This window comes from Mesorhizobium sp. M1217, from assembly GCF_040318275.1.
GTDB lineage: Bacteria > Pseudomonadota > Alphaproteobacteria > Rhizobiales > Rhizobiaceae > Mesorhizobium.
Genome location: NZ_JAMYMA010000002.1, coordinates 39638 through 59682 on the forward strand (window position 1 = coordinate 39638; position 20045 = coordinate 59682).

Below are 20045 nucleotides of genomic sequence, written 5' to 3' on the forward strand. Positions count from 1 at the left end.
TTCACCGGACACGAAGCTGGTTCACGCTCCAGGAAAGCTCGGCTTTCTTCGTTCATTTTGAATGGCCGTTCAATCAATATTGCAGAAATAGCGCTTGATTTCAATCCGCCGATGCGCGCATGATGAAAGAAAGCCGGCAAGCTCGGAGCACGATTGCGCCCTGGGCATAAAGTGGGAACAGATAGCCGGTTCCAGCAATGGGATGCCGCATGGCAGGACAGTCCGCGCCAGCAACCGAAATCACGCCGGAGACCCTGCCCGAGGGCCTGCAATGATGGTGGCCGCGGAAGGGTCGCCCGCTTTCGGCATGACGCGGGCGAGGCGAAACGCCCTTCTGCAATCAGAACCCGTTCAGGGTCTTGCCCTGATCAGCCCGACCTTCGTCTATGCGCTGATACTTCTGGTGCTGCCGATCCTGGCGGTCATCGCGCACTCCTTCTGGACGCAGAATTACCTCACTGTCGACCATACCTTCACGCTTGAAAACTACCGCCTCGCGCTGACCGAGCCGATCTATCGCGACCTGCTGTGGCGCTCGCTCTACATCTCGCTGACGGTGAGCTTCTTCACGGTCGTGCTCGCCTATCCGATCGCCTATTTCATCTCGTTCCACGGCGGCCGCCACAAGAGCCTGTGGCTGTTCCTGATCACCATCCCGTTCTGGACCAGCTATTTGCTGCGGGTAATGTCGTGGAAGGTCATCCTCGGCTATAATGGCGTGCTCAATTCCGGCCTGATGGGCCTTGGCATCATCGACGAGCCGTCGACCGCGCTGCTTTACAATTCGACTGCCGTCATCATCACGCTGACCCACGCCTGGGCAGCCTTCGCCATCCTGCCGATCTTCGTCTCGCTGGAAAAAATCGACCGCACGCTGGTCGAGGCGGCCACGGACCTCGGCGATGGCCCTGTCCGTTCCTTCCTGCGCGTGACGCTGCCGCTTTCGGCGCCCGGCATCATTTCGGCAGCGCTGATCGTCATGATCCCGACGGTCGGCGATTACGTCACGCCGAAGCTTGTCGGCGGCAAAGACGGCGTCATGATCGCCAATGCCATCCAGGCGCAATTCGGCAAGGCCTCCAATTGGCCGCTGGGTGCTGCACTCTCCGTCACCACGATGCTGGTTGTGACGCTGATCGCAGGCGCCACGGTTCTGATCATCCGTGCCGCCCAGCGGCTGGCACGATGAGGCTGGCGCGATGAGGCCGGCGCGATGACGGCGATGCGCCGCTTGCTGCCGGGCCGATTGCTGCCGGCCTATGCGTTCCTCTACGTCGTGTTTCTCTATCTGCCGGTTATCTTCCTGCCGATCTTCTCCATCAACACCGCCGCGACGCCGAAATTCCCGCTCTCCGGCTTCACCTTGAAATGGTACCACGACCTGCCGCGCACGCCGGCGCTGCTCGACGCCACCTGGAACAGCCTGGTCGTCGGGGTATCGGCTTCCATCCTGTCGACCGTTCTTGGCATCCTCGCCGCGCGCTCGATCACCCGCTACCGCTATCCCGGCCGCCGCGCCATCAACGGCCTGATCATGGCGCCGCTGGTACTGCCCGAAATCATCGTTGCCATCTCCTTGCTACTGGTGATCCTGCAACTCGGTTTGAGCCTGTCGCTGTTCACCGTCGTGCTTGGCCACGTCCTGGTCTGCGTTCCCTATTCAATGACGGTGCTGACCGCCGGCTTCGAGGGCTTCGACCGCAGCCTGGAGGAAGCCTCCGCCGATCTCGGCGAGAGCGCCTTCGGCACGTTTCGGCGGGTGACGCTGCCGATGGTGGCGCCGGCGATCATTTCAAGCCTGCTCGTCTGCTTCACCATTTCGCTCGATGAGTTCCTCATCGCCTTCTTCCTGACCGGCACCGAGGCTACACTGCCGATCTATATCTGGGGCCAGTTGCGTTTCGCCGCGAAACTGCCCGGCGTGCTGGCGCTGGGCACGCTGTTGCTGGTTGCCTCGTTTCTTTTGATGACCATCGCCGAAATCCTGCGCCGCCGCGCGGCCAGACGCACCCAGAACGAAGGAGGCCTCCATGCCTGAGCGGCCCCAAATCGAGCGCTCTATGATCGAGATCCGCAACGTCACGCGCAGCTATGGTTCGTTCAAGGCGCTGGACGACGCCTCGCTGACCATCAGGGAGGGCGAATTCTTTTCGCTGCTTGGCCCGTCCGGCTGCGGCAAGACCACGCTGTTGCGTATGATTGCCGGTTTCGACAACCCGACCAGCGGCTCGATCTCCGTCGATGGCCAACCGATGGAAGGCATCCCCGCCAACCGCCGGCCGACCAACATGGTGTTCCAGAGCTACGCCATCTTCCCGCACCTCAATGTCGAGCAGAACGTCGCCTATGGCTTGAAGCGGCTGAAGCTGGCCGGCACGGAGGAAAGGCGCCGCGTCGAGGAAGCCCTCGCCCAGGTGTCGCTGACCGGCCTCGGCAAGCGGCTCGCCACCGAGCTTTCCGGCGGCCAGCGCCAGCGCGTGGCGCTGGCCCGCGCGCTGGTGATGCGCCCAAAAGTGCTTTTGCTCGACGAGCCGCTGTCGGCGCTGGACAAGAAATTGCGCGAGCAGATGCAGGTCGAACTGCGCCGCCTGCAGCAGGCGGTCGGCATCACCTTTGTCCTGGTAACCCACGACCAATATGAGGCACTGGCGATGTCGGATCGCATCGCAGTGATGTTCGGCGGCATGATTGCGCAGGTCGCATCGCCGAAGGAGATCTACCAGCGGCCGGTCAATCGCCAGGTGGCCGACTTCCTCGGCGGCATGAATTTCGTCAAAGCGGAGATCGTCGAGGAGAACGGCGCCTCGCTGGTGCTCGACACGCTGGGCTTCGGCCGCGTCAAGACCGACAAGCCGAAAGCTTTTGTGCGCAATGGCGCCGCCGCGACGCTTGGCATCCGGCCCGAGCGCCTGCGCGTTCTGTGGGACGATGCGACGGCAAAATTCGAGGTCGCCGGCAAGGTGGTCGAGCGCCATTATTTTGGCGAGATCACCCATTTGATCGTCGAGATACCAGGGCTGGAAAAGCCGTTGTCGGTGACCGAGACCAACGACTTCGGCGCCGACGACATTCCGGTCGGCACCACGATCCGCCTCGCCTACGACCCAGAGGCCTTGGTGGCGATGGCAGATTGACGCTATCTCACCTCCAATTCGGCGGACAGATAGTCACTTAATCGATGGTCGCCTGCCTTCTTTGAATCCTCCAGCAGCATTTTAAGATCATCAATGTCGACCAATCCATGGTTCTGCAAATAGACGACTGTAAGCTCCGGGTCGAACCCGCACTTGAGATTACCCAATTGGCTAAGCACGTGATAATGCGCACGGTCGCCGGACTTCCAAACAGCAAATGAGTTGATCGGCCAGCCGCCCTGAAGGTCAGCTTTAAGTGAGCTTGCCGAGTATTCGCAGACCTTCTTTAAGGTATTGTCGAGTTCACCAATCTCGATTGGGTGGGGCGCCGAATAATAGCCAGCCGCAAATCCTGTAACTGCCATGACCGCACCGGTGAGTACGATCTTCGAGACCGTTTTCATACCGCTCAGATCTCCTCGATCAACCGCCGCGCCATTTTTCGCCCGGCGACGATTGCACCCTCGACATAGCCTGGGAATGACGGCGACAGCTCCGACGAGGCGAAATGGACCGGCGGCGCGCCGGCGCGGATGATGCGTTCGGCATTGGTTGCCGTCGCATCGACGATAAGGTCGCTGTAGCCGCCACCGCTCCAGCGATCGTCCGTCCAGTCACGGTAGCTGAGATCGGAGAAGCCAGCCGCCTCGGCGCCGAGCGCTTGCTCCAGTTTTGACGTCACCTTAGCGCGCAGTTCCGCCTCGCCCAGTTCGCGCCAGCGCCGGGCCAGCGGCCCGCCGATGAAGACGACAAGTGCTGGATGACCGTCGTCATTGCCGGCGTCGCAGGCAAAAAGCCCGTGCGGATCGCGCCACATCACCATGCCGCTCAAGCCCCTGTCGCGCCAGAAGGCCGTGGGATAACGCGCCAGCATCTTGATTACCGCGCCGCTTTGCCAGACGCCGAGCGCTGCTTCCAGCGCAGCCGGCAGCAGCGGTACGAAATCCAGTCTCGACGCCATCATCGGCGGGACTGCGACCAGCACCGCTCGCGCCTCGATTGAGCCTGCGGCCGAGACGACGCGAACCCCTTCCGCTCGACGCTCGATGGTCTTGACCGGCGTGTTCAGCCGCAGGCGACCACCGAGGTCGCGGGCCAGGTCGTCTGCCAGCGAATGCATGGTTTCGCGCACGAAATACTGCAGTTCCGACACCTCGTTGGTGATGCGGCGGTCGTTGTCGATCAGGTACCACAGCGGCAGCCTTTCCATTGCCAGGCACCAAAGGCCCTCGATCAGCGAATGAAAGACCGCCTTGGCTTCATCGGGATCATTCTGGCGATCGAGCCATGCCGCGACGGTCAAACCGGCAATGGCCGGATCGTCCGGTGCAATCGCGTTCATCCGCTCGCGTATTCGCATGGCGGTGCCATAAGTGCGCTCGGCTTGCGCCTCGCTCATCCGCGGTTGGGTGATGAATTCGCCGGCGAAATGCGTCCCGACCAGCGTCTTGCCGCGTGCCCGCACCAGCGCCATCAGTTCGGGCATGTCCTCGCACAGGAACTGGCCGCCGCTGTCGATGCGCTCGCCGAGCCCGTTCGGCATGGCTTCGACGCGTCCGCCGACGCGGTCGCGGGCTTCGAGCAGCACGAAATCGACGCCAGCGTTGTTCAGCTCATGCGCCGCCGACAGGCCGGTGAAGCCGGCGCCGACGACGACCACCTCGGCTCGTTCGATCTCGGACGTCAATAGCCGACCTTGATCTTCTCGAATTCGGCGATCATCCGCTGCTTGAGCTCCGGCGCCACCGGCTGCTGGAACAGCGTCTTGTCGAGGAACTTGTCGAGATCGTCGAAGCCGCGCTCGGCCAGGATCTTGGGATCGATTGCCGCCATGGCAGCGGCGTTGCCATGGCCATAGCCGAACGTCTTGACCCGATAGTCGGATACAGCAGGCGCATTGACAGCGTTCAGGAAATCATAGGCCTGGTCGAGATCACCCGGTGCGTCCTTCATCAGCACATAGCCGCACACCCATGTCGACAGGCCTTCCTTGGTATCGCGGTTCATGGCGATCGGCACGCCTTGGCCCTTGAGGGTGACGAAAGTCTCGTTCCAGCCCCAGGCGAGATCGACCTCGTTGCCGGAGAAGGCCTGATTGATATCGGTGTCGTCGGTCCAGTAGAAGCGGATGTTCTTGTGCACGTCACGCAGAAATGCCGAGGCGCCCTTGAACTGCGCGTCGGTCATCTTGTTCCAGTCCTTGAGGCCGATGACCAGGCTGGCCAGCGCGTAGGCGTCGTCGACATTGTCGCCAATGGTAACGCGCCCCTTGAACTTCAGATCGGCAAAGATCCTGAGCGACTGCGCCTGATCCGGCGTCACATTGTCGGTGCGGTAAAGCAGGGCCGTATTGCCCCAGTCGAAAGGCATGAACCAGGCCTTGCCGTCAGCGGTGGTGGCGAGATCCTTCATCGCCATGATGCCGGGATTGAGATCCTTCCAGCCGGCGATACGGCTGGTGTCGAGCGGCTGCAGCATGCCGGCCTCGCGCCATTTCACCACGCTTTGCGAGCAGGGATGCGCAATGTCCGCCTTGAAGCCGGCCCGCATTTTCTGAAAGGCCTCTTCCTCGTCGCCGAAGAAGGCGAAGGTCGGCTCGGCGCCTTGTTCGGCGGTGTAGGCCGGATGCAGCAGCGGGTCCTCATAGCCCGACCAGTCGAACACGACGAGGTCGCCGCCGCCTGCCGCAAGTGCCGCGACTGTGCCTGCGCCGATTGCGCAGGCCGCGGCGATGGCCAGGCGGCGAAGCACGGAATTCATGGCGCAAAGCTCCTCATCGCGGGAAACACCGCGGCGACGTTAGGAGAATTCGGGAGCTTTGGCGAGCCCGTCCGCCCGCTATGTCCGTGGGCAGACGGGCCAGGCGAGGAGAGCTCAATAGCCGGCTTTGATCTTCTCGAACTCGGCGATCATCTTGAGCTTGAGATCGGATGGAACCGGCGACTGGAACAGCGTCTTGTCGACGAACTTCTGCACATCGTCATAGCCTTTCTCCTTTAGTCGACGCCGGCCATGCCATTGGCATTGGCCTGGCCGTAGCCCCAGTCCTTGACCAGGACCTTGGCGACTTCCGGATCGTTGACGGCGTTGAGATAATCATAGGCCTTGTCGGCATTGCCGGGCGCATCCTTGAACAGCACATAGCCGCAGACCCAGGTCGAAATGCCCTCGTCGGTGTCCTTCTTGGCCTTGATCGGCACGCCGGCGGCGACAGACTGCACCGTCGCGTCGTTCCAGGCCCATGCGAGATCGACCTCGCCGCCGCTCAACAGCTGCACGATATCGGTTGAGTCGGTCCAGTAGGAGCGGACGTTCTTGTGCACCTGGCGCAGGAAGCCTGATGCCTGTTTGAACTGGTCGTCCGTCATCTTGGTCCAGTCCTTCAGGCCGATGGCGAGACTGGCCAGCGCGTAGGCGTCGTCGACATTGTCACCGACGGAAACCCGGCCCTTGAACTTCGGATCGGCGAAGGCCTTCAACGACTGCACGTCCTTCGCATCGATCTTGTCGGAATTGTAGGTCAGCTGCGTGTTGCCCCAGTCCCAAGGCATGAACCAGGCCTTGCCGTCGGCGGTGGTGGCGAGATCCTTCATCGCCATTATGCCGGGATTGAGGTCTTTCCAGCCTGATATCTTCGAGGTGTCGAGCGGCTGCAGCAGGCCGGCCTCGCGCCATTTCACCACGCTTTGCGAGCAGGGATGGCCAAGATCGGCCTTGAAACCGGAGCGGACCTTTTCGAACGCCTCGTCCTCGTCGCCGAAGAAGGTGAAAGTCGGCGAATCGCCGTTCTTTTCGACATATTTCGGATGGAAGCCGGGCTCCTCGTAGCCAGACCAGTCGAACACAACGAGATCCCTGTCCGCAGCCAGCGCCGCCGCCGAAGCGGCGAGCGCTCCGGCCAATGCCAATGTCAGCGTCAATGTCAGCGTCGGGCGTCGCGTCATTGTCTTCATTGCTGTTCCATCCTCTTTTGATTGTTTCACGCCGGCTTGGCACCGCCGGCTGTCGGCCACGGATAATGCTTGGGAAATGCCGCGGACAGGAACGCGTTCGCGGCCTGCAGCGCAGTCTCGCGCGTGGTGTCTTCGGTGCCCATCATCAGCCGCAGCCACAGTCCCTCCAGCATGGCGCTGAGCGCCAGCGCCATCACCTGCGGCTCATAAGAATAGCCGCCGCTCTGCTTGAGCGTCGCGCAAAGGTCGATAAAGATGTTCTGATAGACGGCGTCGCGTGCGCTGCTCAGCGCCTGATAGGTCGGCCGCGATTTGGCTTCGCCCCAGAACGCACACCAGGCCGCCAGCTTGCGCTTGTTGCAGATCGAGCGGTCGAAATCGGCCGCGACCAATGCCTGCAACTGGCGGGCGGGATCATCGCCGGCCTTCTGCAAGGCGCTGCGCCAATGCGCCGAATACTCGTCATACATGTATTGCAAAGTCGCGACGAGCAGCTTCTCCTTGCTTTCGAAATGGAAATTGACGATGCCGCGCGACAGGCCGGCACCGTCGGCAACGTCGGCCATCGTCGTATCCGAATAGCCGCGCTTGGCCAGTGAATCGATCGTCGCTTCGATCAGTTGAAGCTGCCTGGTCTCTTTCGACGCCTTGCGGCCACGCTTTTCGGTGTCGCTCTTTCGCGTCGCCTCGAGGAGGGCTTCGCGCGCCTCTGTTGTCTTCATGGGATTGATGGTCTCCAGCATCGCCGGCTAGCCAACCGGCTTTCGGCCGCGAAGATGAGTGGGACGGTGCTCGCCTGTGTCAAGCACCTTCTGCATGGCTTCCCAGGTTCGTATATTCTTGTCGACATAGGCCGCGCCGACGGCAGCCGCGACCACCGGGTAGAGCGGCCCCTTCAAGCGGTTCAGTTCCTCCCCCGCGATCTCGCGATACCAGGGATTGCGGTCGCGCACGGTGATGTCGGCAAAGCCGGCCTGGCGCATCGCCTGCACATAGCGGGCCGGCGATGCCATGGCGAAGGACAGGCCTTCAGCGGCGACATAGGCCTTCATCTCGGGCGACGGCTCGCCATCATGCGAGATCATCCAGTTCGACGCGGCAAAGACGCCGCCAGGCTTCAGGACGCGGAATATCTCGGCGAACAATGCATCCTTGTCCGCCACGTGCAGCAGCGCGTCCTTGGAAAATACGACGTCGAAGGCACCGTCGGCAAAAGGCAGCGGTCCTGGCGCCGCCTGGATGAAATCGGCGCGACGCGCGAGCCCGCGCGCAGCGGCCCGCTTCCTGGCCGTCTCGATCACGGGCCGTTCGACGTCGAAGCCTGTGAGGTGGGCCGCGCGGTGACGCTCGATGAGATGCAGCGTGATGCCGCCGGAACCGCAGCCCATGTCGAGGACTGTCTTGCCCGCAAGCGACAGCCCTTCGACGACCCGGTCGACCTCTTCTGGCCCACCCGGCGACAAATAGCCGTCGCCCCACAGCGCCTCGAGGAAGCGGATGGCGGTGTCGTCATACTCCGGTTCGGCCTCTGCCGTTTCGATCATCAAACCCTGGTCCCAAGGCTATCCTCGAATGAGCCAAAGCCTAGCGCATAAACACGAAAACGCAACATCATTTGTTGAACATTCATTCAATATGGCTGGACAGGATGACCGTCTTCGTGCGAAATTCGGCTTATTGGGGGCGCATCACACGAAAAGAAGGTCGGGCACGATGAAGGCTGGGCCAAAGTGAAGAGCTGGGACGCGATCGTCATCGGCGGCGGGCATAACGGGCTGGTCAATGCCTGCTACCTGCAGCGTGCCGGGCTCGACGTGCTGGTCGTCGAGAAGAACGACTGGGTCGGTGGTGCCGCCACCAGCCGCGAGCTGACGCCCGGCTTCCTCTATTCCAACTGCTCCTATGTCTGCTCGCTGTTCCGCCCGGAGATCATGCGCGACCTCGAGCTGCCGCGCTTCGGCCTGCAGGTGATCTCCTATGAGGGCGGCGCGGTGTTCACCCGCGATGGCGACTATCTCGCCAACTACCGCGACCACGATGCCCACCGGCGCGAATTCGCGCGGTTCCCCAAACGCGATGCCGAGGCCTATGATCGTTATGCCCGCGACGTGACGCGGCAGTGCCGCTTCATCCAGCCGCTGCTGATGCGCACGGCGCCCGACCCGACCAGCCTGCGGCCGCGCGACCTTGGCGAACTGCTCTATCTCGGCAAGAAGTTCACGGGGCTCACTGCGGAGGAAATGGCGCTGACGCTGCGCTTCTGGACCATGTCGATCTCCGACTTTCTCGACGAATATTTCGAGACCGACGTGATCAGGCGAATTTCGCTTTGTCCGGCATCATCGGCACCGCGCTCGGGCCGATGTCGCCCGGCACCGCCTATGTCCTGCTGCATCATTATATGGGCGAGGTCGACGGCTCGGTCGGCGCCTGGGGCTATGCGCGCGGCGGCATGGGCGCGGTCACCGAGGCGCTCGCCGCATCCTTCCAGGCTTCGGGCGGCACCATCCGTACCGGCGCCGAGGTCGACCATGTGCTGATCCGGCGCGGCAAGGCCAATGGCGTGGTGCTGGCCGGCGGCGAGGAAATATACGGCAAGCTCGTGGTTTCCAACGCCGACGTGAAGCGCACCTTCCTCAAGCTGGTCGAGGAAAAGGAATTGCCCGAGATTTTCCTGCGCCGGGTCAGGAATTTCAAGATCCGCGGCTCGTCAGGCAAGGTCAACATCGCGCTCGATTCACTGCCGGAATTCCCGGCGCTGCCGAAGGATTCGCCCGTCTATTGTGGCGACATGCATTTCACCGATTCGATCGAGCGCATGGAGCGTGCCTATGACGACTGGAAGGCCGGGCGCTGGTCGGCCGATCCTCCTCGACATGGTGATCCCGACGACGCTCGACCCGACCATGGCTCCACCCGGCAAGCATTTCATGAGCTGCTTCGTGCAATATGCGCCACCGAAGGTGGACGGCCGCGGCTGGACCGACGCCGACCGCGACGGCTTTGCCGAAAGCGTGATCGCGCAGATATCGGACTATTCGCCGGGCTTCCGCGACCGCATCGTCCACATGGAAGTGCGCACGCCGCGCGAGATCGAGGCCGAGGTCGGCCTCACCGAAGGCAATATCTTCCAGGGTGAATTGACCTTCGACCAGTTGTTGTTCAACCGCCCCGTGCCGGGCTACGCACAATACCGCTCGCCGGTCGATGGACTCTACATTTGCGGCTCCTCGACCCATCCCGGTGGCGGCGTCATGGGCGCGCCGGGCCGCAATGCCGCCGCCGAGATCCTGCGTGATCTCGCCAAGCCAAATCAGCATATGAGCCCGGCCCATGACGTCATCTGACAAATGGGATGTTGTCGTCATCGGCGGCGGCCATAATGGCCTCGTCGCCGCCGCCGTTCTGGCGAAGAGCGGCCGCAAGGTGCTGGTGCTGGAAGCCGCCGGCGAGGTCGGCGGCGCCGCGCGCACGGAGGAATTCGCGCCCGGATTTCGTGTTTCGTCGATCGCCCATCTGCTGAACCGGCTGCACCCCGATGTGGTGAAGGTATTGGAGCTGGAGAAGCACGGGCTGCAGGTCGCACGCGGCGACTTCGCGCCGTCGGTGGTGCTGGCGAAAAGCGGTCCGCCGCTTTTCCTGCATGGCGCCTATGGCGAGGTGCTGACCGGCACCAGTCCTGCCGAGCAGTCCGCCTGGAAGGAGTTGCGGGCACAGCTGCTGCGCTACGCCGGCATCCTGAAGCTGTTCTTGTCACGCCGGCCGCCCGATCTCGGCGCCATGTCGCTCGCCAACACGGCAGCGCTCGGCCAAACCGGACTGGCGCTGAAGAAGCTTGGCAAGGAGGACATGCGCGATTTCCTGCGCGTGCTGTTGATGAACGTTGCCGACCTGCTCGACGAGCAGCTTGCCGACGACCGGCTGAAGGGCCTGCTTGCCTTCGACGCTACGCTCGGCAGCCATCTTGGCCCGCGCTCGCCGACCTCGCTGCTCGGTCTCTATTACCGCCTGGCCGGCGAGACCGGCGGTTCCGCCGGCGCGCAGATGATGCCGAAGGGCGGCATGGGCGCCGTCATAGCCGCCATTCGCGCATCGGCGCAACAGGCCGGCGTGACCATCCGCACCGCGACGCCGGTGGCAAAGATTATCGTCGAGAAGTGCCGCGCCGTCGGCGTGCTGCTCGACAGCGGCGAGGAAATCCGCGCGACAACGGTCGTGTCCGCCATCAACCCGGCGACGACCATGGTCGACCTTGTCGGCCCGCGTGAAGTCGACACCGGCTTCGTTCGCAAGGTCGGCAATATCCGCATGAAGGGCGATGCTGCGAAGCTCAATCTGGCGCTCGACCAGCCACCGCAATTCGTCGGCGTCGATGCCGCCGGCCACCGTGGCCGTCTCGTCATCGCGCCCTCGACCGATCATGTCGAGCGCGCCTTCAACCCGTCGAAATATGGCGAATTCTCACCCGAACCGGTGATGGAGATCACGCTGCCCTCGCTGTCGGACGCCTCGCTCGCGCCCGAGGGGGCCTGCGTGCTGTCCGCGGTGGTGCAATACGCCCCCTATGCCTTGAAAGAGGGCTGGAGCGTCGGCAAGCCGAAATTCCTCAAAGTCTTAATGGCTGAACTCGAGGCTTATGCGCCGGGAATCGGCGGCAGCGTGCTCCATGCCGACCTGCTGACGCCGGCCGACATCGAGGCGCGCTACCGGATGCCGGGTGGGCACTGGCACCACGGCGAACTGCAGGCCGACCAGATGCTGATGTCACGGCCGATCTCCGGCTGGTCCGGCTACGACACGCCGGTGGACGGGCTGTTCCTTGCAGGCGCCGGCTCGCATCCGGGCGGCGGGGTCTCCGGCGTGCCGGGCCTGAATGCCGCAAGGCGCATCATTACGGTGAGGGGGTAGCTGTCATGGTGCAACGAGCCAAGACCGTGCTCCACGGCGAAAGAACGCCGTGATGAACCATCAGCCCATTGGCCCATCCGATGCCCGCATCGCGGCACAATCCCATTTCCGCAGTTTGCGCCTCGACACGCCGTTCCAGGCGCGCATTGATGCGCTGGCGAAGACGAACGACTGGTACAATTGGGCCGGCTATCGCGCCCCACATTCCCTATGGGACGAGGATCTCGAATATTTCGCCATCCGCAGCCAGGCCGCTCTGTTCGACATCTCGCCGATGACGAAGTACCGCATCGAGGGACCGGATGCCGAGACCTTCCTCGACCGCCTGACATTGCGCGACGTAACTAGGCTGAAGCCCGGCCGCGTCAACTACACCGCCTGGTGCGACGATCAGGGCTTTGTCCTCGACGACGGCACGTTGTTTCGGCTATCGCCGACACGGTTCCGGCTGTGCTCGCAGGAGCGGCATCTGCCGTGGCTTCTGGACAGCGCCATTGGCTTCGACGTGGCGGTTGAAGAAGAGACCGAAACCGTCGCCGGCCTCGCCTTGCAAGGCCCGACCTCCTTTGCCGTGCTGCGCGATGTAGGTTTTGCAGGTATAGAAAAACTGAAAATATTCGACCTCGCCGAGTTTCCGCATGACGGCGTCACCATCACCATCTCGCGCACCGGCTTCACCGGCGATCTCGGCTACGAGTTGTTCGTGCAAACGGATAAGGCGCTCAGCCTCTGGGATCGGCTGATGACGGCGGGCGAGCTGCGCGGCATCCGCGCCATCGGCTACGCCGCATTGAACCGCGCCCGGCTCCAAGCCGGGCTGATCGTCGCCAATGCAGATTTCGTCACCGCCGAGCATGCCATCCGCGCCGATCGCCTGCGCATGCCGGACGAGATCGGCCTCGGCTTCATGGTCGACTTGGAAAAGGGTCATTTCAACGGCCGCCGCGCAATACTCCACGCACGGGCGAAGAAGCGTCTTCGCCATGTCCTGGTCGGGTTGCAGATCGAGGGCAATATCCCGGCCGAGCACGCGATCGTCTACCACAGGAAAAGCCAGGAGGTCGGGCTGGTCAGCGCCGCCATGTGGTCGCCAATGGCCAAGCGCAACATCGCCATCGCCTCGCTGACGCGGCCGTTCGGCGAGACCATCGTCGACGACCTCTGGGTCGAGATCTACGCCATGCGCGAGCTGCAGTACCAGAAGCTGATGAAGCGGGCCAAAATCGTGGCGCGGCCGTTCGTCAGGCTCGACCGCCGCACCGCCAATCCGCCCGCGGATTTCTGAGCATGTCCGACGAAGCCGAACGTCATGAGGATGACGCCGAAGCCGCCGAACAGTGGCAGCTGGTCAACACGCCGGTCGGCGAAAAATGGTCGGGCCGCACCCGCTATGCCGCGGCCATGTTCTTCTACAAACGCGGCGAGATGAGCGCTGAAACGCTGGAGGTCTACCGCATTTGTGCGAGGCTGGACTCGACCGATCCGCTGCCGATCATCCGCGATCGCGGCATTGGCCAGGACTGGCTTAAACGCATAGGTTTTGAATAACTCGCCCTGGGGCGTGTTGAGATTCAGGTCAGGCCGAGTCGAAAATTGTGGGTTCCGAGAACCGGAGCGGAGCGTACTTTTGGGTGCCCTAGCCGATGGTCTTTTCCAGCATACTGAGCCAATTGCGATAGGCGATCTTCTCGATCAACGCGCGCCCGAAGCCGCGTGCTGCGAACGCGTCGAGCAGCTTCGGCAGGCCGGCAACGTCGCCGATCACGGCAGGAATCATGGCGCCGTCGAAATCCGAGCCGAGGCCAACGCCGTCTTCGCCCAGCGCCTGCAGCAGCGAATCGACATGGCGCACCATGATGTCGAGGCTGGTGTCGGCGTTCATCCTGCCGTCCTCACGCAGGAACCCGGTGGCGAAGTTCAGCCCGACCATGCCGCCCGAGTCGCGGATTGCGCCGAGCTGCCATTCGGTGAGGTTGCGCGAATGGCCGCAAATCGCGTGCACGTTGGAGTGGGTCGCGACCAGCGGTGCATCGCTGATTTCGACGACGTCGCGAAAACCTTTTTCGTTGAGATGCGAAAGATCGATCATGATCTTCAGCTGGTTGCAGGCTTTCACCAGCGCCTTGCCGGCATCGGTCAGCCCTGGCCCTGTATCGGGCGACGACGGAAAACGGAACGGCACGCCGTGGCCGAAGGCATTGGGACGGCTCCAGACGATACCGAGCGAACGCAGGCCGGCTGCGTGGAGGACGTCAAGCAGGGTGAGCTCAGGATCGATCGCCTCGACCCCTTCGATATGGAACACCGCCGCGATCGAGCCTTGCGCCATCGCCTTCCTCACGTCGCCGGCGCTGCGGCAAACGGTGAGCGCCGAAGCCCGCTCCAGCCTGAACAGGATCGAGGCCATCGCCATGGTGGAGTTGAGCGCATCGGCGCGCGGAACCTCGGGCGGCAAGGGCTCGCTGTCACTCGGCGCCAGCGGCACCGAGCCGCGTTTGGATTTCTCGACAGGCGGCGGGAAGATCGCGAACATGCCGCCGGCAAATCCGCCTTTCTTCGCGCGCGGCAGGTCGATATGGCCACCCGGCGTCCCCTCGACGAACAGCTTTTCGACGTCCGCATCCTTCGACTGGTAGAGCCTGAGCAGCGTATCGTTGTGGCCGTCGAAGACGGGAACGAGATCGGATTCGGTCATGGAGGGCCATTCGGTTGAAGTGGTCGGGCCGCAGACGGCGAGCCGGTTTGTTGGCAATACTTAGGCAAGACGGGCGCTTTTCGCAAATCCCGCATGTTGCCGGTGTGTTTGTACGCCTCCAATGGCCGAAGAGGCCCGCGGTAAAGCCGCGCACCCTTTCTCCTGTCATTCATCGATGGCTGTCTCTTACCGCTTCAGCACGTCCGCCCATTCCGGATGGCGACGGAACTGGGCATTGGCGAACGGGCAAAGCGGGATGATCGTTTTGCCCGCCGCACGCGCATCCTCGACGGCACGGGTGACCAGGCGAAGCCCCGCGCCCTGGCCGCGAAATGCATCCGGCACTTCGGTATGGTCGATGATGATCTGGTGCTCGCCGATCTTGGTGAAAGTCATCTCCGCCTCGGCGCCGCCCGGCCCACGCAGGAGATAGCGGCCCTTCGAGCCGCGGTCCTGCAGTTCGATCTCCGGCAATAGGTCAGACATGGCTTGCGGTCCTTTCGTCCGGCGCCACGGCGAACAACCGCCGCGCCGCCTCGATCTCGCTCGGCCGCACCTCATGGCCGCCGTCATGCCACTCGACTGTGACATCGGCGCCATCGGCGCGCAAATAGGCTTCGAGCCGCACCGTCAAATTAGGCGGACAGATCGGGTCCCGCCTGCCGGCGGTGACCAGGATGTGACTGCCGCCAAGGCTGCCCTTGACCTCCGGCTCGAACGGGATCAGCGGATGCATCAGCACCGTTGCGTCGAACAGCGACGGCTCGGCAAACAGCACCGAGGCCAGGATGTTGGCGCCGTTGGAGTAACCGAGGCCGAGCACCGAAGATGGCTTTGCCGCCTCGACATGTGCCTTGACGAAGCCGGCCATCTTCTCTGTCGCTCGCGTGAGGTCGCCCATGTCGTAGACGCCCTCGCCGGCGCGGCGAAAGAAGCGTGCAGCGTCTTGTTCCGAAACATCGCCGCGCGGAGCGACGATCGTCGCCTGCGGCACAAGATCGCGTCCAAGCGACAGAAGCTGGGCCTCGTCGCCGCCGGTGCCATGGAAGACGAAGAGCAGCGGTCCATCAGGCGAACCGGGCAGCACCTTGTGAATATACGAATCCTTACTCACGACGTTGCCCTCAGTCTTCCAGTTTCTGCAGATGCTGCTCGAGATAGGGCCGCAAGTGCTGGTGTTGTGACGGCAGCTTCAGCGCCTCACCAAGATGGGCGGTGTCCTCGTCGCGGTCGAAGCCGGGCTCGTTGGTAGCGACTTCGAACAGCACGCCGCCCGGTGTGCGGAAGTAGATCGCCCAGAAATAGTCGCGGTCGATTACCGGCGTCACCTGATAACCGGTATCGAGCAGCGCCTTGCGCACTTCGAGCTGCTTGGCGCGGTTCTCGACGGCGAAGGCGACATGGTGGACCGAGCCGGCGCCGAGATTGGCGAAGCCGGCCCCTGGCAGCGATTCGATATCGACGACATCGGCGCCGTTGCCGTTCTTCACCGTTAGCCGCCTGACATTGCCGGACTTGTCGACCTCCTCATAACCCATGAATTTCAGCAACTCTTCGGTGGCGCCACTATCTTTCAGCCTGAGCGACACTGAGTGAAAGCCGCGGATCGCCTCGTCAGTGGGAATGCCACCCTTGGCCCAGGGCGCTCGGCTGTCCGCTCTGTCCTCGACCAGCGCAAAACCGTCGCCGTCGGGACCGGCGAAGGCAAGACGCTTCTCGCCGAACGTCTCCTCGCGAGAAAGCCCTGTGACACCTTGCTCGGCAAACCGTTTCTCCCAATAGCCGAGCGTGCCCTCGGGCACCGAGTAAGTGGTTGTGCCGACTTCGCCGACTCCATGGCGGCCCTTGCCGATGTTGGGGAAGGGGAAATAGGTCATCACCGAGCCGGGCATGCCGACCTCGTCGCCGTAATAGAGGTGGTAGACGTCGGGCGCGTCGAAATTGACGGTTTTCTTGACCCGCCGCAGGCCGAGCGTCCCGGTGAAGAATTCATTGTTCTGGCGCGCGTCGCTGGCCATCGAGGTGACGTGATGCAGGCCCTTGACCTGGTCGAGCATGTTTCTGCTCCTTCCCTTGTACTGGTGCGGCCCTTGCCGCTGTCCACGCAAATATGAGGATCCGGCTCCTGGCTGCAAAGATGGCAAACACAGAATGGACTGTGCTGTTAAAGTGAACGATCAAACAGGTTTTGTTCACCATTCGGCAAACTGGACCGGCTTGCATATTCGCCGAAATTGCGCTCCATGAGCGACGTAGCCGGCATGAGGATATAGCGGTTGATTGGAAAACGCCCCAACATTCTCCTGATCACCTGCGACCAGTGGCGCGGCGACTGCCTATCGGCTGCTGGCCACAAGGTGGTAAGAACGCCGAATGCCGACGCGTTGGCTGCAGAGGGCATTCTTTTCAAGAAGCACTATGGCGGCGCCGCGCCTTGCTCGCCGGCGCGCGCCTGCCTCTACACCGGCCTCTACCAGATGAACAATCGTGTCTGCCGCAATGGCACACCGCTCGACGCCCGCCACGGCAACATAGCGCTCCGGGCGCGTGCCCTCGGCTATGAACCGACGCTGTTCGGCTATACTGATATGGCACGCGATCCGCGTACGCTGGCGCCTGGCGACCCGCAGCTGAAGAGCTATGAAGGCGTGCTGCCCGGCTTCACCGTACGTCAGCTTCTGCCCGAGCACCAGAAGCCTTGGCTGTCATGGCTCAAGGCGCGCGGCGTCGATGCCGGCGCCGGCTCCCCCGACATCCATCTCCCGGTGGGTGAAATCCCGGAAAACGACGGCGGGGTTAGCAACGCCCCGCCCGTCTATTCGAAGGACGAAACGCCGTCGGCCTTCCTGGCCGGCGAATTTATCCGCTGGCTCGGCGAACAGGAGCGCGATGCGCCGTGGTTCGCGCACCTTTCCTTCATCAGTCCTCACCCACCCTTCATCGTGCCGGCGCCTTACAACGCCATGTACGATCTGGCCATCGGTCCAGCTTTTGACCGCGCCGAAAGCTGGCAGGCCGAAGCAGCAAGCCACCCTTATCTCGCCTATGAACTTGACCGGCAGGAACGGTCGAAATTCCGGCCCGGCTCGGAGGGCAAGGTGCGCGACTGGGGCGACGATAATTTTCGCCGCATTCGGGCGCTTTATTACGGCATGATCTCGGAGAGCGATGCGCAGCTTGGCCGGGTCTGGCAAGCAGTCAAGGCGGCCGATGCATGGGACGACACCGTCATCGTGCTGACCTCCGACCACGCCGAGATGATGGGCGACCATTTCATGCTGGGCAAGGGCGGCTTCTTCGACGGCAGCTTCCATATTCCGCTGATCATTCGCGATCCGCGCCGCCGAAAGGCTGTCGGCAGCAGCGTCGACCGCTTCACCGAGGCGGTGGATTTGGCGCCGACCTTGCTCGAGCTCACTGGCGGCGAAGTGCTGCCGCATCTCGACGGCCGCTCGCTGGCGCCTTTCCTGGACGCGACGGAGCCGGACGCCTGGCGCGACGCGGCCCATTGGGAGTTCGATTTCCGCTCGATCGCGGATGGTGATGCCGAACGGTATTTTGGCATCGGTCAACGCCAGTGCAATCTCGCCGTCATCCGTACGGAAAAGTACAAATATGTGCATTTCGGCGGTGGCCTGCCGCCCTTGCTCTTCGACCTCGAGAAAGACGCCGGCGAGGTGACCAGCGTCGCGGACGACCCAGCCTATCGGCCGGCGCGGCTGGAACTTGCCGAAAAGCTCCTTGCCTGGCGGGCCGAGCATCTCGACCAGTCGCTGGCGCTCGCCGAATTGACGCATGACGGCGTTACCGGCCATATCGCGGGCCTGCCTTTTGCGTCGACATGAGAAAGCCCGCGCCGTTGCCGGCGCGGGCTTACCTGTCGACTGAGATGCAGCTTACCGCATGATCATGCGCTGTTTGTCGCGGTTTTGCGCATAGCTGCCCTTGTCATAGGCGGCCTGCGCCTCGAGCTGCTCCTTGGTGAAGTTCGTGTAGAGATAGCGCTTGCCGTTCTTGTCGGTCATGAATTTCAGGTTGTCCATACCGACTGCCACCTCCTTCTCGCCGACGCCGAGGAAGCCGCCGACGTCGATGATGACTGCGTCGACCTTCTTGTCGCCGCTCAGCACGACGTCGCCGATCTCGCCGACATTGGCATCATTGGCGCCGTAAACGGTTGTTCCAACCAGATCCTCGGCCCGGATTTCGCCTATCGGCATTTCAGTCAGCGTCGACTTGTCGATCGAGCCGGTCTTGGTCTGGTCGGCCGCGGAATTAGCCGTGGGCGCCGGCGCCGGGGCATTTTGAGCCGTTTTACTGGCTTGGTCAGTGTTGCTGGTCGTCGCGGTGTTGCTGGCCGTCACGGTAGGCGTGACGGTGGCAGGCGCAGTAGCCGCGGCATCGTTCGACGCAGTGGTTGCCGGGGCCGGATCATAGGCCTTGCGGTTGAAGTCCGGCTGTGCCTGCAGCTCTTCCTTGGTCGTTTGCGCGACCAGCCAGCGATCGCCGTTCCTCTCGGCCCACTGCGCCTTGTCGAAATCATAGGCGACGTTCTTTTCGCCGATGCCGAGGAAGCCGCCGACACCGATGATCAGCGATTGCGCCTTGGCTTCCTTGTTGATGACGATGTCGTTCACGTCACCGATGTTTTGGGCGTCGTCGCCGGTGCCGTTATAGACGGTCTCGCCGATGATATTGGTGGCGAGATTGCCCTCGGCGCGCTTCACTGGCTCAGCCGGCGCGGCAGGCGCCGGGGTTGTATTTTGCGCGCTGGTGGAAGGGGCGGCAGGCGCCGCATTATCCGCCGAAGCTGGTGGCGGAGGCGGATCGTAAGGCCTCCGGTCGAAATCCGGCTGAGCCGTCAACTCATCCTTCGTCGTTTGCGCTATCAGCCAACGGTCGCCATTTCTTTCGGCCCATTGCATCTTTTTGTAGTCGAAAGCGACGTTCTTGGTTCCTATGCCAAGAAAACCGCCGACGCCGATGACGACGGATTTTACCTCGCCGCGCTCGTCGAAGACGACGTCGCTGATGTTGCCGATATTCTGGGCATCGTCGCCTGTACCATTATAGACGGATTCGCCGATGATGTTGGTGACAAGGCTGCCCTCGGCACGTATCGCCGGAGCGGTATCCTGGGCGGCGGGTGGTTGCGCCGGCGCCGGGGTCGTCGCCGATTGCGCAAATGCACCCGTCGCAATCAATGTTGCGACTGCTGTCGTGGTTAAAAGGGTGCGGATCATCTTAGTGTCTCCTCGTCGGTGATTTCGTGCAAGCCCTACCCGCCTGGCGTCACTGCGGGCGCAGCGTCTTCTGCATGTTCACAACGTTGTGACCACACTGTTGTTCCGAAAA

At 62.8% G+C, this 20045-nt stretch carries 17 protein-coding genes and 2 pseudogenes; 8 read left to right on the plus strand and 11 right to left on the minus strand.

What is annotated here, in order from left to right; all coding sequences use genetic code 11:
* Positions 1 to 271: 271 nt before the first annotated feature.
* Genes NKH37_RS02820 through NKH37_RS02830 form a run of 3 tightly spaced genes read left to right on the plus strand, consistent with a single transcriptional unit; the run spans position 272 to position 3134 of the window.
* On the plus strand, positions 272 to 1189 hold the full coding sequence (locus NKH37_RS02820; protein ID WP_352817737.1) for an ABC transporter permease: 918 nt from the start codon (positions 272 to 274) through the stop codon (positions 1187 to 1189).
* Positions 1190 to 1213: 24 nt separating this feature from the next.
* Positions 1214 to 2038, plus strand: coding sequence for an ABC transporter permease (locus NKH37_RS02825; protein ID WP_023720898.1), 825 nt, complete (start codon positions 1214 to 1216; stop codon positions 2036 to 2038).
* A gap of 22 nt (positions 2039 to 2060) precedes the next feature.
* Positions 2061 to 3134 (plus strand): ABC transporter ATP-binding protein, encoded by a 1074-nt coding sequence (locus NKH37_RS02830; RefSeq protein WP_023720899.1) that lies wholly within the window; start codon positions 2061 to 2063, stop codon positions 3132 to 3134.
* Positions 3135 to 3136: 2 nt separating this feature from the next.
* Here NKH37_RS02830 and NKH37_RS02835 read toward each other — a convergent pair whose 3' ends face one another.
* The 6 genes and pseudogenes from NKH37_RS02835 to NKH37_RS02860 all read right to left on the minus strand — a co-directional run bounded on the left by NKH37_RS02835 (position 3137) and on the right by NKH37_RS02860 (position 8631).
* On the minus strand, positions 3137 to 3538 hold the full coding sequence (locus NKH37_RS02835; RefSeq protein ID WP_031194528.1) for a hypothetical protein: 402 nt from the start codon (positions 3536 to 3538) through the stop codon (positions 3137 to 3139).
* Positions 3539 to 3543: 5 nt separating this feature from the next.
* Positions 3544 to 4821: a flavin monoamine oxidase family protein gene (locus NKH37_RS02840; RefSeq protein WP_352480840.1), complete on the minus strand. Its 1278-nt coding sequence runs from the start codon at positions 4819 to 4821 to the stop codon at positions 3544 to 3546.
* The gene (locus NKH37_RS02845; protein WP_353003781.1) at positions 4818 to 5894 is read right to left on the minus strand and encodes an extracellular solute-binding protein; all 1077 of its coding nucleotides are present in this window, start codon (positions 5892 to 5894) and stop codon (positions 4818 to 4820) included. Before NKH37_RS02845 ends, NKH37_RS02840 begins: the two co-directional genes overlap by 4 nt.
* Positions 5895 to 6008: 114 nt before the next feature.
* Positions 6009 to 7087: pseudogene (locus tag NKH37_RS02850) on the minus strand (ABC transporter substrate-binding protein).
* Positions 7088 to 7113: 26 nt separating this feature from the next.
* Complete coding sequence (gene betI / locus NKH37_RS02855; protein WP_031194530.1) at positions 7114 to 7830, minus strand: transcriptional regulator BetI; 717 nt, start codon at positions 7828 to 7830, stop codon at positions 7114 to 7116.
* Between the two features lie 6 nt (positions 7831 to 7836).
* The gene (locus tag NKH37_RS02860) at positions 7837 to 8631 is read right to left on the minus strand and encodes a methyltransferase domain-containing protein (protein WP_023720903.1); all 795 of its coding nucleotides are present in this window, start codon (positions 8629 to 8631) and stop codon (positions 7837 to 7839) included.
* Between the two features lie 186 nt (positions 8632 to 8817).
* Here NKH37_RS02860 and NKH37_RS02865 point away from each other — a divergent pair.
* The 4 genes and pseudogenes from NKH37_RS02865 (at position 8818) to NKH37_RS02880 (ending at position 13543) form a co-directional block, all read left to right on the plus strand.
* Positions 8818 to 10434: pseudogene (locus NKH37_RS02865) on the plus strand (phytoene desaturase family protein).
* Complete coding sequence (locus tag NKH37_RS02870) at positions 10421 to 11995, plus strand: phytoene desaturase family protein (protein ID WP_023720904.1); 1575 nt, start codon at positions 10421 to 10423, stop codon at positions 11993 to 11995. The pseudogene NKH37_RS02865 and the gene NKH37_RS02870 overlap by 14 nt, the downstream one beginning before the upstream one ends.
* 52 nt (positions 11996 to 12047) lie before the next feature.
* Positions 12048 to 13280, plus strand: a complete 1233-nt coding sequence (locus tag NKH37_RS02875; protein ID WP_023720905.1) for an aminomethyl transferase family protein — start codon at positions 12048 to 12050, stop codon at positions 13278 to 13280.
* 2 nt (positions 13281 to 13282) lie between these two features.
* Positions 13283 to 13543: a hypothetical protein gene (locus NKH37_RS02880; protein WP_353040797.1), complete on the plus strand. Its 261-nt coding sequence runs from the start codon at positions 13283 to 13285 to the stop codon at positions 13541 to 13543.
* An 88-nt stretch (positions 13544 to 13631) separates the two neighbouring features.
* On the opposite strand, the gene NKH37_RS02885 is transcribed toward NKH37_RS02880, so the two are convergent.
* The 4 genes from NKH37_RS02885 to NKH37_RS02900 form a co-directional block, all read right to left on the minus strand.
* Entirely contained in the window at positions 13632 to 14690 is a 1059-nt protein-coding gene (locus NKH37_RS02885; protein ID WP_352547168.1) for a dipeptidase, read from the minus strand.
* A gap of 186 nt (positions 14691 to 14876) precedes the next feature.
* Positions 14877 to 15176 carry a GNAT family N-acetyltransferase gene (locus NKH37_RS02890; RefSeq protein WP_023720908.1) on the minus strand — a complete coding sequence of 100 codons (300 nt, stop codon included), beginning with the start codon at positions 15174 to 15176 and terminating at the stop codon, positions 14877 to 14879.
* Positions 15169 to 15804 carry an alpha/beta hydrolase gene (locus NKH37_RS02895; RefSeq protein ID WP_023720909.1) on the minus strand — a complete coding sequence of 212 codons (636 nt, stop codon included), beginning with the start codon at positions 15802 to 15804 and terminating at the stop codon, positions 15169 to 15171. The genes NKH37_RS02890 and NKH37_RS02895 overlap by 8 nt, the downstream gene beginning before the upstream one ends.
* 10 nt (positions 15805 to 15814) lie before the next feature.
* Positions 15815 to 16747 carry a VOC family protein gene (locus tag NKH37_RS02900; protein WP_023720910.1) on the minus strand — a complete coding sequence of 311 codons (933 nt, stop codon included), beginning with the start codon at positions 16745 to 16747 and terminating at the stop codon, positions 15815 to 15817.
* Between the two features lie 219 nt (positions 16748 to 16966).
* Here NKH37_RS02900 and NKH37_RS02905 point away from each other — a divergent pair, with 219 nt between their 5' ends.
* Positions 16967 to 18535 (plus strand): alkaline phosphatase family protein, encoded by a 1569-nt coding sequence (locus NKH37_RS02905; RefSeq protein ID WP_353003783.1) that lies wholly within the window; start codon positions 16967 to 16969, stop codon positions 18533 to 18535.
* Positions 18536 to 18586: 51 nt separating this feature from the next.
* On the opposite strand, the gene NKH37_RS02910 is transcribed toward NKH37_RS02905, so the two are convergent.
* Positions 18587 to 19933 (minus strand): PRC-barrel domain-containing protein, encoded by a 1347-nt coding sequence (locus NKH37_RS02910; protein WP_353003785.1) that lies wholly within the window; start codon positions 19931 to 19933, stop codon positions 18587 to 18589.
* Between the last annotated feature and the right edge of the window lie 112 nt (positions 19934 to 20045).

Excerpts from the sequence above, each read along its gene's own strand:
- NKH37_RS02820 (WP_352817737.1), top strand. The coding sequence starts at position 272 with ATGATGGTGGCCGCGGAAGGGTCGCCCGCTTTCGGCATGACGCGGGCG.
- NKH37_RS02825 (WP_023720898.1), top strand. The coding sequence starts at position 1,214 with ATGACGGCGATGCGCCGCTTGCTGCCGGGCCGATTGCTGCCGGCCTAT.
- NKH37_RS02830 (WP_023720899.1), top strand. The coding sequence starts at position 2,061 with ATGATCGAGATCCGCAACGTCACGCGCAGCTATGGTTCGTTCAAGGCG.
- NKH37_RS02835 (WP_031194528.1), bottom strand. The coding sequence starts at position 3,538 with ATGAAAACGGTCTCGAAGATCGTACTCACCGGTGCGGTCATGGCAGTT.
- NKH37_RS02845 (WP_353003781.1), bottom strand. The coding sequence starts at position 5,894 with ATGAATTCCGTGCTTCGCCGCCTGGCCATCGCCGCGGCCTGCGCAATC.
- betI (WP_031194530.1), bottom strand. The coding sequence starts at position 7,830 with ATGCTGGAGACCATCAATCCCATGAAGACAACAGAGGCGCGCGAAGCC.
- NKH37_RS02860 (WP_023720903.1), bottom strand. The coding sequence starts at position 8,631 with ATGATCGAAACGGCAGAGGCCGAACCGGAGTATGACGACACCGCCATC.
- NKH37_RS02870 (WP_023720904.1), top strand. The coding sequence starts at position 10,421 with ATGACGTCATCTGACAAATGGGATGTTGTCGTCATCGGCGGCGGCCAT.
- NKH37_RS02875 (WP_023720905.1), top strand. The coding sequence starts at position 12,048 with ATGAACCATCAGCCCATTGGCCCATCCGATGCCCGCATCGCGGCACAA.
- NKH37_RS02880 (WP_353040797.1), top strand. The coding sequence starts at position 13,283 with ATGTCCGACGAAGCCGAACGTCATGAGGATGACGCCGAAGCCGCCGAA.
- NKH37_RS02885 (WP_352547168.1), bottom strand. The coding sequence starts at position 14,690 with ATGACCGAATCCGATCTCGTTCCCGTCTTCGACGGCCACAACGATACG.
- NKH37_RS02890 (WP_023720908.1), bottom strand. The coding sequence starts at position 15,176 with ATGTCTGACCTATTGCCGGAGATCGAACTGCAGGACCGCGGCTCGAAG.
- NKH37_RS02900 (WP_023720910.1), bottom strand. The coding sequence starts at position 16,747 with ATGCTCGACCAGGTCAAGGGCCTGCATCACGTCACCTCGATGGCCAGC.
- NKH37_RS02910 (WP_353003785.1), bottom strand. The coding sequence starts at position 19,933 with ATGATCCGCACCCTTTTAACCACGACAGCAGTCGCAACATTGATTGCG.